The following is a 16,577-nucleotide window of genomic DNA, read 5'->3' as shown; positions in this document are numbered from 1 at the left end:
TATACAGGCTTCACTGTGATCCATGGATATTCTTTATAACATTATTCTGATCTAATACAATTTCTTGACCATAGGCTGCTTTAGAAAATAGCTTCTCTGCTTCTTCTAAAGTAAGTCCCTTTATGGTCATTTTTTTTGGATCTGCTTCTCCAACGCCATTTACATATAATTTATAAAGATACTGTACAGCCTGAGGTAAAAAACCTAACAATCTAGCTCCTACAGCGTCCGCCGCCACTGGATCGGTAGCAGCAATAATTAGCCCTTCAGTATTTACCGCTTTTCCATCTGAGGGGCCTGTACCTATCATCGTTTTATCCAAGCTAACAATTGCTAAATCAATTGCTACCTTTTTGGCCATCGATATAATGAAACCATGTAAATCTTCATGTATCCCCAGACTCTTTTTTGGAAAACCATGGATTTCTGCAGGAGGCCATCCTAAAGCTATGTTTTTTATAGAAGCACTTACAGTTGCTTCTTCATGTTGTTTCAGTTGTGTAAAACTTATAAGCACGTCTAGCTCCTCAAGTAGTTTATTGATTTTTGTGGTTTTTATTATTTCATGACCTAATTCCAATTCCATATAAGGACCATAGTTCAAATCAATGAATTCTACCCCTTCTTCTTTAACAATTTTATCATAGCCCACTGCAGTAAAAACTTTTTGGGTGTCATCTCCTCCTGAACCAGTTGCTATTATTATCTTTTCAGGTTTTTTGCTTTTCACATACTGTATTAACTTCCTCAATGTTTGTGGTCCAACGACAGTAGCTGTATAGGGAGGTTGTACTTTTACCCAATTGGGAGTAATCACTACCTTATCTCCCTCTTTTATTATGTCATCTATAGGTAACAGGTTAATGGCTTCTATAATAGAAAGCTGTTCTATCTGATTATGGGTAATACTAACGATTGGTTCTTTAACTCTTCTTTCTCTCATTATTTTTCCTCCATGCTGTTTTATTACTCTATTTGTTCCCATTAGCTATCTTTTTATACATCAACAGCATATAAAAGGAAAGTTAATCCCTTAAAAATCCAAAGTAAAGACACCTATAAAAGTCCATCTTTTTCCGAAACAGCCAATACATATTGTTTGCCTTTTTCCTTCACTATTTTTAAATTAACATTAAAGATTTCGTGAAGTGTACTCCTGCTGATAATCTTGTCGTTATTCCCTTGAACAATTATGCGTCCCTCCTTTAACCCAATAATCTCATGACTATAATGGAGAGCCTGATTAACATCATGTAAAATCATTACAATTGTCATATGAAAATCTCTATTAAGTTTTTTTATTAAATTTAAAATTTCAATTTGATAGTGTATATCAAGATAGGTTGTGGGTTCATCTAAAAATAAAATATTCGTCTTCTGTGCTAAAGCCATTCCTATAAAAGCTCTTTGTCTTTCTCCTCCAGAAAGAGTAGCTATTGGCTGGTCTTTCATTTTGTAAACCCCAGTTATCTTCATGACCCATTCAATGATTTCTTCATCTTCGTTATTATTTTTTCTATAAAAAGACAAATAGGGTGTTCTTCCATAAGCAATCAGCCTTCTTACTGTTACATCTGCCGGGACAGTATTATATTGATGAACAATAGCAACTTGTTTTGAAAACTCTTTTAAACTTATATCTTTAATATTTCTATTTTCTAAATAAATTCCTCCCTTTGATGGTTTTAAGTTTTTTGTCATCAAATGAAACAAGGTAGATTTTCCACAACCATTAGGACCTATAATTGTGGTTATCTTCCCTCTTTGAATATGAGAAGATATGGATTTTAAAATCAACTGTTTACCATATTGGAAGGATAGATTTCTAATTTCCATAGGTTTTTTCACTCCTTCTAAGAAGAAAAATAAAGAAAGGTCCTCCAATAACTGCCATAATAATAGAAGTGGGTATTTCATAAGGGTAAACAATAACACGTCCTACAGTATCTGCAAATAAGACCGTAAAACTTCCTAATAAAATAGCAAAGGGTATCAATATCTTATGGTTTGAACCAACAAAAATTCTTGCAATATGTGGAACAACAAGTCCTACAAAACTAATAGGACCAACAATGGCTGTTGAAATACTTGCTAACAAAACTGCAATTGAAGATATCAGTACCCTTGCCCCATTTACATTTACTCCTAGGTTTCTAACTGTTTTGTCTTCTAATGATAGTAAATTACATTTATCTACTACACAAAACCCCATAATAAGACCAAAGATCACATACCCTGTAAGCATGTGAACATCATTCCATGTTTTCATAATAATATTAGCACTTATACCAGCGGTAACAGCACTTTGCTTGCCACCTGCTATAAAGCCAAGAGCTTCAATTAAACCTGAAAAAAGAGCATTGACCGCAACCCCTACTAGAATAATTCTCAAAGGACTAAGTCCAGATTTCCATGATAGGGTATAGACAAGAATACAAGCAGTAATTCCTCCTAAAAAAGCAAACAACGGTGTAAAGAAATATAAACTTGGGAAAAACATCACTAGAATAACAGCAAAAAAACTGGCACCTGCAGATATTCCAATAAGTCCTGGATCCGCCAAGGGATTTTTCATAACAGCTTGAAACAGCACACCTGAAACTGCTAAAGCTGCCCCAGACAGCATTGCAATAATTATTCTTGGAAAACGCAAATCAAAGATAATCTCAACATCTCTATTGTATTCAATAAATAAACCCTTTAATAACTTAATAAATGAAATTTTAATCCCGCCTGTATTGACGGCTACGAAAAATAAACCTATAAGCATTATTGCTAGTAAGACAAAAATAATTGTTTTTTTGCGCATGTTCTTTTCAGTCCTCTTCATATAGTAATCCTTGTAAAAATTCAAGCCCTTCCTTATAATTCAAATTTCCGCTCATTCCAAATATATTATGACTAAGATCGTATACTCTTCCTTCTTGGACAGTTCTAAAATGCTTCCAAATATCGTTTTCTCTAAATTCCTTTTCAAAGGCTTCCATTATCATCTCAGGCATAGCATGGGATGTTCTTAAAATAATGTCGGGATCTGCTTGTAACAATGCCTCCGTATTAATACTCAAAAAGGCTTCTTCACCTTCAAATACATTAATACCTCCTCCTAGCTTAACAAGACTCCCTACATATGACTTCTCTGTAGCTACCATATAGGTTCCCGGGAGCCCCATCAAAATTAGAACCCTGGGTTTTTCTTTTCCTTCTATTTTCTGGTTATAATCCCTCATAAAACCATTATACTCCTCAATTAATGCAGTTGCTTCAGGAACCCTATTGTATTTTTTCCCAAGACCTTCAATACTTTTGAACATTCCTTCCAAACTCATCAAGTTCACAAAGGTGGAAGGCACACCAATACTTTCATATTGTGGTTTTAAATCATATTGCAATGAATTAGGGGTAAGAACATCTGTTGGATTCAATGATTTAATAATCTCCATATCAGGTGTCATGGGCGTTCCTACCTCAGTGACATCTTTATATCTTTCTGGCAATTGAAAGGCAGTGTGGGGTATACCCACTAAATCCAAGTCCAATTCCTCCATTATCTCACATAGAGCAGCAGATGTACTTATGACTCTTATCTCTTCTTTATTCTCATCCTCAAAAGAAGTTCTAACTGCGCAGCCTGCCAATACTATTGGCATAAATATACATAAAAACCCTATTAGTAATTTTTTCATTTTTTCACCTAATTTCTTAACTACAAAAGCTCTAAACCTTCATCTAAAATCAAGTCTAGAGACCTTGTCATCTTATTTTTTAAGTTTTTTAATATATATAAAATATCCTCCTAAACATAAGAAAAAAATAGGGATTACAAGCAAAGCAAAGTTAATGTCCCTATCCTCTTCTTCATCTTGGCTTTTTATTACTACTCCTTGTGAATCAAATTCTGCAAGACCTTGCATTTCAGATGCATTTTCTTCTTGACTTTTAATTGCATTTGATTCTTGAACTTCATTGAGATGAATAGAATTTTTTACTACATCTTCTTTAGCGAGTTCATTGGTTTTTAAGGAGTCTTTTTCAATATCAATATCAAGCTCTGCTGCTAATTTAGAATCTTGGAGACTTTTTTCAGCTTCCTCAACTTCTTCTAGAAGACTTGGCTTTTCAAGGTTTTTTTTTCTACTTCCGTTGTTGATTTTTGTCTATTTTCTTCTGAAATGCTATGAACTTCTGAAATTCCAGTAGATTCCTGAACTGTTGATGGCGTTTCTTCATTCGTACTTATACTATTACTTTTTTCAACCTCTCTGGTATAGCCTCCAAGCGAACCATCATCTTCCTTTATAGATGCCGAATTAAAAGATATAAAAAAGACAACATCTCTATTCATAGGGCCAACAAAAAAAGTAGGACTTATACGAAAATCTATTGATGGAATTTCTATTCGGTAGTCTCTAGTATCCTCTTCCTTATTCTCCCCTACAACCTTATAAGAAATAGATTTATAGTCTCCCTTCCCTTTCTCCGACTGTACCTTAAACCGCATATTCTCAATATAAGAAACCATCCCAATGCGGACTGTTATATAATGTTTACCCTCTATTACTTCATAAAAACTCGTTTCATGGGTCATACCTCTAGCCATGCCATCCCCAAGGGAAGTATCACTGCCTCCATCATCAGTTTTTCCTGTGTCTGGATTAACATAAGATGTAGTGTTGGAGACAATATACACCCCATCCTCTAAAGCAAATATATCTACGGCCATCACTCCTACCGCTATAGTCATGATCATTAAAAAACTTAAAATCTTCTTTTTCATATCTTCATTTCTCCTCTTCTCTTGCCTGATTGCAAGACGATTTATTTCTTTTTATTAGAACTATGACATTTTTTTCAATCTTTTTTTATAAACACTATAAAATCTAAATATCAATTGGTGTTTTTAAACTTTATTAATACTTAAATATATTGCTTTGATATCTTCACCACACTTCTCATAATGAAAAATGCGGTGAAGATCATTTAATTCTTTTATTCCTTCAGTGCTTCTGCTGTTTCAATATCATCCTCATTATTAACTTCTGTCATAACTTCCATGTCCTCCACTTTCTCCTCTAGAACATCTAGTATTTTGGCAATAATTGTAGCAACTTCCGCTCTAGTGGCTGATGCCTTTGGATAAAACTTATTGTTGCTTTTCCCCACCATAATACCAGATTGCTTCATTAATTTAACACTGTCCCTGGCCCAAGGGCTGATTTCATCCTCATCTACAAAATTATCTTCAACTTCTTGCAAAGATTTTTTAGTAACTTTTACTTCCTTCAAGTCAATCTCTGCAAATGCTGCATATTTTACAAACATCACTGCCAATTGCTCACGGGTAATAGCATATTCAGGTTCGAATTTGCCTTCTCCAAGACCTTTAACAATGCCTTTATCAGCAGCCCAGTGAATATATTTTGCATAATATTCATCTGGATTAACATCTTCGAATAGAGAAATATCATAGCCTTCAACATCAGCATCATAAAGTTTAGCAAGAATCGTTACAAACATTTCTCTTGTAACAAAACTATCAGGACTAAAAGTTTCTTCATCTATTCCTGTCATGATTCCTTTTCTAACTACTTTTTTGATAAAAGATTCTGCCCAGTGTCCTTCAATATCTTTAAAAGAAATCTCTAAAAACTCTTCCTCCTCAAGGATAAGTTCTTCTAGACCTTCTTCTATTTTTTCAAAAGTAACACTTATTTCTCCTGATTTTTCTATCTTCTCAAAAGTATAGCTTTCTATTGCTCCCACAGACTCATTATCTACTATAACTTCCTTAATTTTGTATCCTTCATCTGCTTTAATAGTAAAAGTCTGATCTTTTCCTGCTTCAACTTCAACCTTTCCATCTGGATCAATGGTTCCTCCCTCACCAGCAGTCGCCTCTATAATATACTTCTCTCCTCCAGCGGATATTGGATAACTCACAGTTCCAGCCTTCAGTGTATTTAGATTAAATACTAATCTGAACTTAGGTTGATACCCTACCATCGCCATAGGAACAGACACCTGCATAACTACAGGTTCATCTAAGTTCTCCACCTCAAAGGTAAGCATAAGCATATTGCTGGAATCATAAAGAGTTCGTTGTACATTAACAAAATTCCCACTGCTGTTTTTATATTTTAATTCCTTTAGCGAATTCATAGGTACATATTCTGTTCCATGCCATGCCATGGTTACTATGATTCTATTTCCTCGAACCTCTAGATTAGCTGGCTCTTTAATAAATTGATTTACCATAGACACGCTATTAGAATTTTCATAAAGGGCAGTGGCTTCAATTGTATAGTATCCATCCTTCAATTCATCGATAGGCACTATTTCCCCTCCACCTGTTGTATCTCTGGTACTTACAACGACAAAGGTACTTAAGTGATCTGTATAAAAGATTACTCTCTTATTATCCACATCAAATATTGCCTTCATATCCTCAAGTTGATCCGTATTAGGATTGTAGTAATAAAGCGTATTTTTCACTGTCTTTGAAATATTTGACACCTGTTCATCTGTTAGGTGAATCATTACTCTTATCTTTTCTCCTAGCTCACTTATATTCTCAGTTTCTCCAGTAGATGACACTAATTGCATACTTAAATCAAATGCTTCAATTAATGTATCATTTCCGGCAATTAATTTTCTAACACTTGCGTCATAATCTTCTCTTATTACAGTTTTGATGATGTTTATATGCTTTGTTTCATCATTTAAATATTGCTTAAATATCTTAACTGGAATATTAATAGTGGCATTAACAATTTTTACTGCCATATTATCAAATTCATCCACATCTTTAACAGTCTCTTTTGTAACCTCGATACTCTCAGTTGCAGTTTCGATTTCTTTCACTGGATTTTTATCTGGATTAATTTCTTTAGGCGTTTCCACTTCATCATCTGACTCAATTTCTTCAAGGCTACTTTCATCAAAGTTAAGGCGTATTGTCATTAGCGATGGTGAACCCATCATTGCTACCATCATGTCAAGCTTTGGCATATTAAGGGTGCTAATCTCAATTCTATAGGTGTTACTTCCTTCCTCTTCATTGACTGTCCCCTTTATACCTGTTCCAGTCGTTGGTGTTGTAGTTTGCTCTGCCCATACCTCCGAAACAGCAGAACCTACAACTGGAACTCCCATGATGTTGCCTTTTATAAACTTGATTGTTGCATACATTTTGCCTTCTGAAACCTCTAACATTGCTTGAGGGGCCAGTAAAGATGCCATCATTGATTGTGTATTGTTTGTGGCATGCCATCCTCTGACATCTATTGTATAGCTTCCATCTGCAAGCATAATAGGTTTTGCCGATATCTGTAATGCTTGATTGACTGCTGCACCGCTTTCTACATGGGTAATTACTAGCTGTATATCATTGATTGCAAGTATATCCCCTTCCTGCAGACTAGTGACGATACCTCTAGCTTCAAAATCTGCAAATGCCACTTCTTCAGTAGAACCATCTTCCTTTATCAAAATTACTTCTAACCCTGAAAGGTCAAGTATATCTCCCTCTATGTAGCCTATCTTTGTTGGTGCTGTTTTTATACTTATTTCCTCCACAGCTACCGAAGGGTCAGGATTGTCTTCTGACTCAATTTCTTCAAGGCTACTTTCGTCAAAGTTAAGGCGTACTGTCATTAGCGATGGTGAACCCATCATTGCTACCATCATGTCAAGCTTCGGCATATTAAGGGTGCTAATCTCAATTCTATAGGTGTTACTTCCTTCCTCTTCATTGACTGTCCCCTTTATACCTGTTCCAGTCGTTGGTGTTGTAGTTTGCTCTGCCCATACCTCCGAAACAGCAGAACCTACAACTGGAACTCCCATGATGTTGCCTTTTATAAACTTGATTGTTGCATACATTTTGCCTTCTGAAACCTCTAACATTGCTTGAGGGGCCAGTAAAGATGCCATCATTGATTGTGTATTGTTTGTGGCATGCCATCCTCTGACATCTATTGTATAGCTTCCATCTGCAAGCATAATAGGTTTTGCTGATATCTGTAATGCTTGATTGACTGCTGCACCGCTTTCTACATGGGTAATTACTAGCTGTGTATCGTCGATTGCAAGTATATGTCCTTCTTGAATACTGGTCACAATCCCTTTAGCTTCAAAATCTTCAAATGCCACTTCTTCAGTAGAACTATCTTCCTTTATCAAAATTACTTCCAATCCTGAAAGTTCTATCATATCTCCTTCTATGTAGGCCACCTTTGTTGGTGCTGTTTTTATACTTATTTCCTCCACAGCTACCGAAGCAGGATCAGGGAATGATAAGCCACCCTCCTCCAGTGTCTCCATATCAAAATTTAAACGTATCGTTTGTATGGTGTTCATAGGATCTCCTACATACATGGAAAGCAACGGCATATCTAGGCTATCTATTGAAAATCTATAGGTTTGACTCTCATCTACCCGTATTGTACCCGTTTGCCCAGTACCCGCTTCCAAACCTGCTGCTGTCGATCCCGGCCATATCTCTTTAACTGCTGTTCCAGTAATGGGAACCCCAAAAATGCTAGTAGGAATGAATCGAATAGTAGCATATATTTCACCATTAAAAATTTCTAACATAGCTTTTTGATCCAAAGCACTTGCCATCATGGATACAGTATCATTTGTAGCATGCCATCCTCTGACATCTATTGTATAGACCCCATTTTCAATAACATCAGATGCTATACCCATCTCCATATCATCTATTATATCAATTTCTTGGTCTAATGTTTCTTCTTCTATCTCTTGAGCATCTTCCTCACTTGTTTCTTCTTCTATCTCTTGAGCATCTTCCTCACTTGTTTCTTCTTCTATCTCTTGAGTGTCTTCCTCACTTGTTTCTTCTTCTATCTCTTGAGTGTCTTCCTCACTTGTTTCTTCTTCTATCTCTTGAGCATCTTCCTCACTTGTTTCTTCTTCTATCTCTTGAGTGTCTTCCTCACTTGTTTCTTCTTCTATCTCTTGAGTGTCTTCCTCACTTGTTTCTTCTTCTATCTCTTGAGTATCTTCCTCACTTGTTTCTTCTTCCGACGCTTCTTCTTTCACCTCCTCGGCTTCTTCCTTTGGTAATTCGGTTTTTTCAACCGTTTGGGTTTCTTCTGTTTCTTGGGTAATGTCTTCGCCTACCTCTGCTAAACCATAACTCGACTCTATTGGTGCATTCATATCAATGGCAAAACCCGTACTTGGAAACATAGTCAGTATCATCATAAATGTCAGCAATATACTAAGAAGCCTCTTTTTCATCACGCTTCTCTCCTCTCTTCCTATTAATCTTAAAACTTCTGGCTATATCTTATTACGGTAAGTTCATAGGATTAATTTTATGGAGGAGCTATAAAAAATCTATATCTTATCATCATCCTCTCCTTTCTTGTGCTTAAACAATAACTTATTGGTACTCTGTCCAAGCAATTTCTAAATAGCAAGTTGCAAAAACTTATATTTAGATTAATTGCTATAGATAACCAATTTTAAACTTTAATTTTGATATACACGATCTACGGTTTCGCTCAAAACCATGGGCTGCAAATATAGCCCTTAGTATATCAAAATTTCACCTTGTATAAGCGACTGCCATGAAATCATAGATTTCAGTCATCTGCTTAAGTTCTGTAGTTAGTTACCCATAGACTATGCTAACACTTAAAATGTACCATTGCTTTTAAAAACGTGTCAACCCGTAAAAGACCATTACGTATCCTCGAATACGTCATTTGATAAAAATCATCATTTGATAATACTTATCATATTAAAATTATTTTCATTTGTCTAGTTTTATGATAAAATTTTTTATAAAGTATGTTGAATTTTTAAAAAAAATTTTAGTACAAATGAGGTGAATACATGTTGATGCAATATATTGAAGCTCTTCAAAACGTCTCCTTATTTAGGGGGATGTCCATGGATGAAATCTCACAAACTTTATCTAGTATGGATACTCTAGTGCGAAAACACCCAGAAAGAAATTGTATATGCTCACAAAATGAAACCTTCTCTACAATTGGCATTATTCTTAAGGGTAAAGTCCAAATTGTTAGAAAGCATATTACTGGGGATATTGCTTCTATACATACACTTGAGACTTATGATACTTTTGGTGAGGATATTATATGTTCTGGGTCCACTACTACGCCTTATGGTATTGAAACTTTAGAAAAATCCATCCTTCTATATATCAATAGTACTGAACTTTTTTACATGGACAAAAATACAAGTACCTTTAGAAGTAAATTTTTCTTAAATATTATTAAGACAGTTGCAAATCGCAGTTTTTTATTAAACGCTCAAGTAGATTATATCCGTATTCTTTCTCTGAAGAAACGAATTGCCACACTATTGCTTGATCACTACTATAACCATGGACAGAATTTATTTACAATTGAATTGAGTAGAGCAGAAATGGCGAAGTATCTTAATGCGACTCGTCCTGCTGTTTCAAAAATACTAGCCGAGTTTAAAAAGGAGGGAATGATTGATTATTACAGAAATTCTTTTAAAATTTATGATGTAGACCGATTATCAAAGCAGTAGAGATTGGAGGTTCTTTATGAAAATATTTTATTTAACTATCGGTGGAATATCACTTGTACTAGGTTTGATTGGTATTGTTTTGCCTGTTCTTCCTACAACTCCCTTTTTGCTCCTTACGTCTTTTTGCTTTTCTAAAGGATCTAAAAGGTTTCATCATTGGTTTACCAATACCTCTCTGTATAAAAAACATCTAGATGATTTTGTTAAAAATAGATCTATGTCTTTGAAAACAAAAATTTCTTTACTTGCTACTGCATCTACCATGCTGCTTTTTCCACTGATTTTAATCAACCATATGGTTATGAGAATATTTATTATTTTTCTATATATCTTTAAATATTACTATTTTGTTTTTAAAATTAAAACGATTTGATCAATATCTTACAAGGAGGCATTTTATTTATAATGATTAATAAGAAACTTATCGCTTTAATACCCTCAAGTATAAAATATATTACCCTTATTGCTTTTAGTAACTGGATTAGTTTATTATTCAATATACTAGCTATTTTTTCAATCGCTTATTTTATTGAAAATTTATTTAATAAAACCATTACACCCCTACATATCCTTATGACCTTTCTCGTTATTTCGCTGTCAGTCATTCTTCGATATGTGTCGGCAATGAAGTCTACAAATTATTCCTATCTGGCAAGCAGCGAAGTTAAGAATAAGCTTCGCTTACTTATTTACAATAAGTTGTTGCAATTAGGTATTAGTTACAATGAAAAAATATCAACTTCTCATGTCATTCAGATGGCTGGTGAAGGAGTCGAACAAATCGAGATCTACTTTAGTAAGTATTTGCCTCAGCTTTTTTACAGTATTGCAGCCCCTTTAACCCTCTTTTTAGTTCTATCCTTCATAAATCTCAAAGTTTCTCTGGTTTTATTAATTTGTGTCCCTTTAATACCTATTTCTATCATCTCTATTAACAAATTAAGCAAAAAACTTTTTCATAAATATTGGTCTTCTTATACGAGTCTTGGTGACAGCTTCCTTGATAATCTTGGAGGTCTGGTTACCTTAAAAATTTATGGCGATGATGGCTATCATAACAAAAAAATGAACCAAGAAGCAGAAGATTTTAGAAAAATTACAATGAAAGTACTTACCATGCAGCTTAATTCTATAACTTTAATGGATTTAATTGCCTATGGTGGAGCTGCTATAGGCATAATCTTTACCCTGATTGAGTTTAATCGTCATACCATTACTTTAGCCCAAGCGATTGCTTTAATCTTGCTTTCAAGTGAATTTTTTATCCCACTACGTCTTTTAGGTTCTTTTTTTCATGTGGCTATGAACGGCATGGCTGCCGCATCCAATATTTTTAGTCTATTGGAATTGGAAGAAAAAACCGTCAAAAAACCGCAACAGGATTTTGTAAATGGCAATATAGAAATCTCAAATTTAAGTTTTGGTTATAACGAAGAAGCCTTTATCCTCAAAGATATTTCTCTTAAAATTCCTTGCAATTCTCTTACCTCAATTGTAGGAGAATCAGGTTCTGGCAAATCAACCATTGCCTCTCTTTTGATTGGATTTAACAAAAATTTTAAAGGCTCCATTACCATTAATAACATGCCTATTAATGGCATTTGTGAAAAATCTATTATGAAAAATATGTGTATCATTAAACATGAAAATTATCTTTTTAAAGGAACTGTTTTTGAAAACTTAATCATAGCAAATAAAACGGCCCCCACTGAAGCCCTTTATAATGTTTTGAAAAAAGTAAATCTTTATGATTTCGTCATAGCAAATGGAGGTCTTGACTTTATGCTTTTAGAAAATGCTTCTAATCTTTCAGGGGGGCAAGCCCAAAGACTGGCTCTTGCGAGAGGACTTTTACACGATGCTAGCATTTATGTATTTGATGAAGCTACGTCAAATATCGATGCAGAGAGTGAAAATGTTATTTATCATGTTATAAAGGAGCTTTCTGATACTAAAACAATCATCCTGATTTCTCATCGCCTTACCCATCACATTGATAGTGATGTTATCTTTGTCTTGAAAGGTGGACGCCTTGTAGAAGAGGGTAAACATGAGGAATTGTTAAAACAAAATGGTATTTACAGTCATCTATATACAGAACAAAAAGAACTAGAAAATCTTTTTACTGGAGGGACACAATGTGCGTAAAACTGGAATAAGTATTATGGCAAAATTAATTACTTTAGTCAAACCTTTTGCTGGTATCATGATGATTACAATTTTAATGGGTACCCTTGGATTTCTTGCAGCCATTGGAATAACCGTGGTAGCTACTATAGGAATTTTACATATTCTTGGTTTTTTCATTATGGAGTGGTTTCCTTCTCTTTACCATATATCTTTTACTCTTTTAATTATTGCTTTTGCCCGAGGGATTTTACGCTACTTAGAACAATTCTCTGGTCATTATATTGCTTTTAAGCTTTTGGCATTCATTCGTGATAAGGTTTTTAAGACCCTCCGGAGATTAGCTCCTGCTAAAGTTGATGGTAGAGATAGCGGTCAACTTATCTCCCTTATTACATCTGATATAGAACAATTAGAGGTTTTCTATGCACATACTATTGCTCCGATTGTCATTGCCATTCTTACCTGTAGCATTTTGCTATTTATCATAGGGTATGAATCTTTTGTTTTAGGATTTATTGCTTTGTTAGCCTATATAACAATTGGCTTTATCATTCCTTTTACTACAGCTAAAGCTACTAGGGAACACGGTCGGAATTACAGACATGAGGTAGGGGATATGAATTCCTACTTTTTACAATCTTTACGGGGTATCAGAGAAATTATTCTCTTTGAGGACGGTGAGAGAAGAAAATCTATTATTAATGAAAAAAGTATACAAGCCAACAAAAGTATTGAAAACTTAAAAAAGCACGAAGGCAGGACGCGTGCTATTATGGAGGCTACCATTTTAAGTTTTTCTACAATAATGCTGTTTGTAGGAAGTATACTATGTATTTATGGATACATATCCTTTGCTTCTTTTTTAATATCCTTCATTACACTTATAAGCTCTTATGGCCCCGTCATAGCGCTTAGCAATTTATCTAATAACCTGCTCCAAACCTTTGCTAGCGGTGAACGTGTCTTAGCACTTTTAGAAGAAGAAGAGGTTATTAAAAAAGTTACAACTGGTGCGGCTGTAAGAAATACCGATATTACGCTTAAAAATGTCAATTTTGCTTATGAAGATGAGGTTATTCTAAATAATCTAAATTTAGAACTTAATAAAAACCAAATCATTGGTATTCTTGGGAAAAGTGGATGTGGCAAATCCACCCTTTTGAAATTGTTAATGCGCTTTTATGATGTTCAAGAGGGAAGTATTAAATTTGGTGGTGATTCTATCAAATATATTAATACCTCCAGTTTAAGGAGCACAATAGCCTATGTTACTCAAAGCACTTATTTGTTCAATAGTACAATTGAGGAGAATTTACGTGTTGCTAAGCGTGACGCAACAATGGATGAAATCATATCCGCTTCTAAAAAAGCAAATATTTATGATTTCATTATGAATCTTCCCGAGGGTTTTCAAACTCAGGTTGGAGAACTTGGAGATAATCTGTCTAGCGGTGAGCGCCAAAGACTTGGGTTAGCAAGAGCTTTCTTGCATGCTGGTAAAGTTATCCTTTTAGATGAACCAACGAGCAACCTTGATAGTTTGAACGAAAATATTATTTTAAAATCTCTTAAAAACCATAGTCAGAATAAAACCATTATCTTGGTTAGTCATAGACCTTCAACCCTAAGTATTGCAGATAAAATTTATCATTTTAATAGTAGGAGAGTATCTTAAATGAATAGGATAGAAAATGAAAAACGAGTTATAGTATGTATGATCAGAATATACTGCCTTAAGCATCATCACCAAGAGCGACTATGTGATGAATGTCAACAACTTCAAAACTATGCACTAAATCGCTTAAGTCGTTGTAGATATGGAGAGAACAAATCATTTTGCAATAAATGTCCTACCCCTTGTTATCAAAAAACACATAAAGACCAAATTAGAAGAGTTATGGCCTTTAGTGGTCCAAAAATGCTTTTTCATCATCCCATTATAGCTTTAAAACATCTTTTGTCCAGTGCCATGGGCTGAACAATGCTTTATACAAAAATGCGGCTCTTTAAAGGAGCCGCATTTTTATTATTAATTAATAGATTACAATCTCTTGTCCTGGAAAAATCAAGTTAGGATTTTTAATTCCATTAATCTCTTGTAGGTGTTCCCAAGAAGTATTATATTTAATAGCTATTTTAGATAACCAGTCTCCTGGCTGAACAACATATATAATTGTAGTAACTTCTTCTTTTACTTCTTCCTTGTGAGGTTCTTCTACAACTGTTTCCTCAAGAATTGGATCTACTCCACCCACTTCTTCTACTACTTCTTGTACTTCTTCTTCCCTAAGCTCTACCACAGTGATTCTTCCTTCTACCGCTGGGGCGATTACTCCTTCTTCGTTAATATAAGCAATTAAAGCTTCATCCATTGCCATTAATCTTCTGGTTGTTGGAGTGGCTTGAATCATAGTATATCCATCACCACCAGCTGCAATAAAATCATTGGTGGCTAAAGTATACTCTTTATCCATCTCTAATGCTGATCCATTAACCATGATATCAACAATACGATCCCCTACAGGTTTATTTAAATCTATTTTATAACTCATACCTGCTACTTGAGGAAAAGCTCCCTTTGGTTCAGGGTAAGCATCTGTACCAAGCTCTAATGCCTCTTTGATTATTTCTCCAGTTACCTTTTTCACTTCAAGAGAATTACCAAATGGAAAAACAGTGATAATGTCTTTTCTGGTTATTTCCCCTGCTTCTATAGATGCACGGATTCCTCCACCATTGGTTAAAGCTACATCTGCACCAGTAGCTTCAATAAATACATCGGTAATGAGGTTGCCTAAGTTGGTTTCCCCTGCTCTTACCTGTTCTCTTTCACCATCAAGGGTAACAGCAGTTTCACCAACCACTTCATTCATGACTTCTTCCACTATTTCATTAATTTCATGAACAATTTCCATGATGGCTTCATCTTCTTCAACTTCCGCTGCTTCTTCTTTAGAAATTAAATTGGCTTTTTTAGATATTAAACTACCATCTTCTATGACTAGTTCAACAACGCCAAGATATTTTCCATATTCTCCAGCACTTACTAGTAATGTATCTCCTACTACTTTTCCCTCTTCCAATACAGAATGGCTATGTCCATCAACAAATACATCAATTCCAGGAACTTCTTCTATAACCTTTACACTGGTATCTACACTTTCTTCGTCGATTCCTACATGACCAAGTGCAATGATAATGTCTACTTTATCTTCTAGTGCTGCTACCATTTTCAATGCTGTTTCCACAGGATCGTCAAATTTTAGCCCCTCTACTCCTTTAGGATGGGATTTAAACAGGGTTTCAGGTGTTGCTAAACCAAATATGCCTATCTTCACCCCGTCAACATCCTTAATTACATAAGACTCTAATAGGTTCTCTCCGTTAGCTTTTTTAACATTGGCAGCCATAATTGGAAATTCTGTCATTTCGTTTAATTCCACTAGTCTTGCCTGTCCATAGTTAAAATCATGATTTCCTGCCGCCATTGCATCATAACCAATGGCATTCATAATCGTTGCTATACTTTCTCCCTCTACACTAGTAGCGATTGACAGTCCATGGAAGGTATCTCCGGCGTCCAACAACAATGTATTGGGATTTACCTCTTTGAACTCTTTTACTAGTGTGGCAATTTTACCAAACCCCATACCATCATAGGCATCTTCCAAAACTCTACCATGAATATCGTTGGTGTGTAAAATAGTAATGGTTGTTGCTCCAGCTGTTTCGCCATAGCTAAATAAACTCATGGTTGTAAACAACATAGTAAAGATTAGTATAGTGACAAACACCTTCTTCATGTTATACTTCTTCATCTTTTTTCCTCCCTTGATTTTTTAAACCATTCTTCTATAAATAATAGATGACTTTATAATTATTTCAATATTATGGAG

13 protein-coding genes are annotated in these 16,577 nt (G+C 34.8%); 5 read left to right on the top strand and 8 right to left on the bottom strand.

What is annotated here, in order from left to right; all coding sequences use genetic code 11:
- Window positions 1-10 precede the first annotated feature (10 nt).
- From CHB72_RS17145 to CHB72_RS17120, 7 genes are all read right to left on the bottom strand, one after another.
- Window positions 11-943, bottom strand: a complete 933-nt coding sequence (locus CHB72_RS17145) for a DUF362 domain-containing protein (RefSeq protein WP_089284101.1) — start codon at window positions 941-943, stop codon at window positions 11-13.
- 113 nt (window positions 944-1,056) lie between these two features.
- Window positions 1,057-1,836, bottom strand: a complete 780-nt coding sequence (locus tag CHB72_RS17140) for an ABC transporter ATP-binding protein (RefSeq protein WP_089284100.1) — start codon at window positions 1,834-1,836, stop codon at window positions 1,057-1,059.
- The gene (locus tag CHB72_RS17135) at window positions 1,826-2,809 is read right to left on the bottom strand and encodes a FecCD family ABC transporter permease (RefSeq protein WP_089284099.1); all 984 of its coding nucleotides are present in this window, start codon (window positions 2,807-2,809) and stop codon (window positions 1,826-1,828) included. Before CHB72_RS17135 ends, CHB72_RS17140 begins: the two co-directional genes overlap by 11 nt.
- Window positions 2,810-2,816: 7 nt before the next feature.
- Complete coding sequence (gene isdE, locus CHB72_RS17130; protein ID WP_089284098.1) at window positions 2,817-3,686, bottom strand: heme ABC transporter substrate-binding protein IsdE; 870 nt, start codon at window positions 3,684-3,686, stop codon at window positions 2,817-2,819.
- 72 nt (window positions 3,687-3,758) lie between these two features.
- On the bottom strand, window positions 3,759-3,914 hold the full coding sequence (locus CHB72_RS26680; RefSeq protein ID WP_176431435.1) for a hypothetical protein: 156 nt from the start codon (window positions 3,912-3,914) through the stop codon (window positions 3,759-3,761).
- Window positions 3,915-4,102: 188 nt separating this feature from the next.
- Window positions 4,103-4,777, bottom strand: coding sequence for a heme-binding Shp domain-containing protein (locus CHB72_RS17125; protein ID WP_089284097.1), 675 nt, complete (start codon window positions 4,775-4,777; stop codon window positions 4,103-4,105).
- A 212-nt stretch (window positions 4,778-4,989) separates the two neighbouring features.
- The gene (locus tag CHB72_RS17120) at window positions 4,990-9,264 is read right to left on the bottom strand and encodes an NEAT domain-containing protein (RefSeq protein ID WP_089284096.1); all 4,275 of its coding nucleotides are present in this window, start codon (window positions 9,262-9,264) and stop codon (window positions 4,990-4,992) included.
- 657 nt (window positions 9,265-9,921) lie between these two features.
- On the opposite strand from CHB72_RS17120, the gene CHB72_RS17115 reads away from it, so the two are divergent.
- From CHB72_RS17115 to CHB72_RS17095, 5 genes are read left to right on the top strand one after another with little or no spacing between them, the layout of a single operon-like run.
- Entirely contained in the window at window positions 9,922-10,551 is a 630-nt protein-coding gene (locus CHB72_RS17115) for a Crp/Fnr family transcriptional regulator (RefSeq protein WP_176431434.1), read from the top strand.
- A gap of 16 nt (window positions 10,552-10,567) precedes the next feature.
- Entirely contained in the window at window positions 10,568-10,924 is a 357-nt protein-coding gene (locus tag CHB72_RS17110; protein WP_089284094.1) for a YbaN family protein, read from the top strand.
- A 32-nt stretch (window positions 10,925-10,956) separates the two neighbouring features.
- Window positions 10,957-12,699, top strand: a complete 1,743-nt coding sequence (locus CHB72_RS17105) for an ABC transporter ATP-binding protein/permease (protein ID WP_089284093.1) — start codon at window positions 10,957-10,959, stop codon at window positions 12,697-12,699.
- Complete coding sequence (locus CHB72_RS17100) at window positions 12,692-14,356, top strand: amino acid ABC transporter ATP-binding/permease protein (RefSeq protein ID WP_089284092.1); 1,665 nt, start codon at window positions 12,692-12,694, stop codon at window positions 14,354-14,356. Before CHB72_RS17105 ends, CHB72_RS17100 begins: the two co-directional genes overlap by 8 nt.
- Complete coding sequence (locus tag CHB72_RS17095) at window positions 14,357-14,659, top strand: nitrous oxide-stimulated promoter family protein (RefSeq protein WP_089284091.1); 303 nt, start codon at window positions 14,357-14,359, stop codon at window positions 14,657-14,659.
- Window positions 14,660-14,714: 55 nt separating this feature from the next.
- Here CHB72_RS17095 and CHB72_RS17090 read toward each other — a convergent pair whose 3' ends face one another.
- Window positions 14,715-16,499, bottom strand: a complete 1,785-nt coding sequence (locus CHB72_RS17090; RefSeq protein WP_242975172.1) for a 5'-nucleotidase C-terminal domain-containing protein — start codon at window positions 16,497-16,499, stop codon at window positions 14,715-14,717.
- Window positions 16,500-16,577 lie beyond the last annotated feature (78 nt).

This window comes from Anaerovirgula multivorans, from assembly GCF_900188145.1.
GTDB lineage: Bacteria > Bacillota > Clostridia > Peptostreptococcales > Natronincolaceae > Anaerovirgula > Anaerovirgula multivorans.
This window is presented reverse-complemented; position numbering and strand designations above follow the sequence as displayed.

Bases quoted from the DNA above. Each gene is read 5' to 3' on its own strand.
- CHB72_RS17120 (WP_089284096.1), bottom strand. From the start codon at position 9,264: ATGAAAAAGAGGCTTCTTAGTATATTGCTGACATTTATGATGATACTG.
- isdE (WP_089284098.1), bottom strand. From the start codon at position 3,686: ATGAAAAAATTACTAATAGGGTTTTTATGTATATTTATGCCAATAGTA.
- CHB72_RS17115 (WP_176431434.1), top strand. From the start codon at position 9,922: ATGGATGAAATCTCACAAACTTTATCTAGTATGGATACTCTAGTGCGA.
- CHB72_RS17140 (WP_089284100.1), bottom strand. From the start codon at position 1,836: ATGGAAATTAGAAATCTATCCTTCCAATATGGTAAACAGTTGATTTTA.
- CHB72_RS17095 (WP_089284091.1), top strand. From the start codon at position 14,357: ATGAATAGGATAGAAAATGAAAAACGAGTTATAGTATGTATGATCAGA.
- CHB72_RS17090 (WP_242975172.1), bottom strand. From the start codon at position 16,499: ATGAAGAAGTATAACATGAAGAAGGTGTTTGTCACTATACTAATCTTT.
- CHB72_RS17110 (WP_089284094.1), top strand. From the start codon at position 10,568: ATGAAAATATTTTATTTAACTATCGGTGGAATATCACTTGTACTAGGT.
- CHB72_RS17145 (WP_089284101.1), bottom strand. From the start codon at position 943: ATGAGAGAAAGAAGAGTTAAAGAACCAATCGTTAGTATTACCCATAAT.
- CHB72_RS17105 (WP_089284093.1), top strand. From the start codon at position 10,957: ATGATTAATAAGAAACTTATCGCTTTAATACCCTCAAGTATAAAATAT.
- CHB72_RS17125 (WP_089284097.1), bottom strand. From the start codon at position 4,777: ATGAAAAAGAAGATTTTAAGTTTTTTAATGATCATGACTATAGCGGTA.
- CHB72_RS17135 (WP_089284099.1), bottom strand. From the start codon at position 2,809: ATGCGCAAAAAAACAATTATTTTTGTCTTACTAGCAATAATGCTTATA.
- CHB72_RS26680 (WP_176431435.1), bottom strand. From the start codon at position 3,914: ATGCAAGGTCTTGCAGAATTTGATTCACAAGGAGTAGTAATAAAAAGC.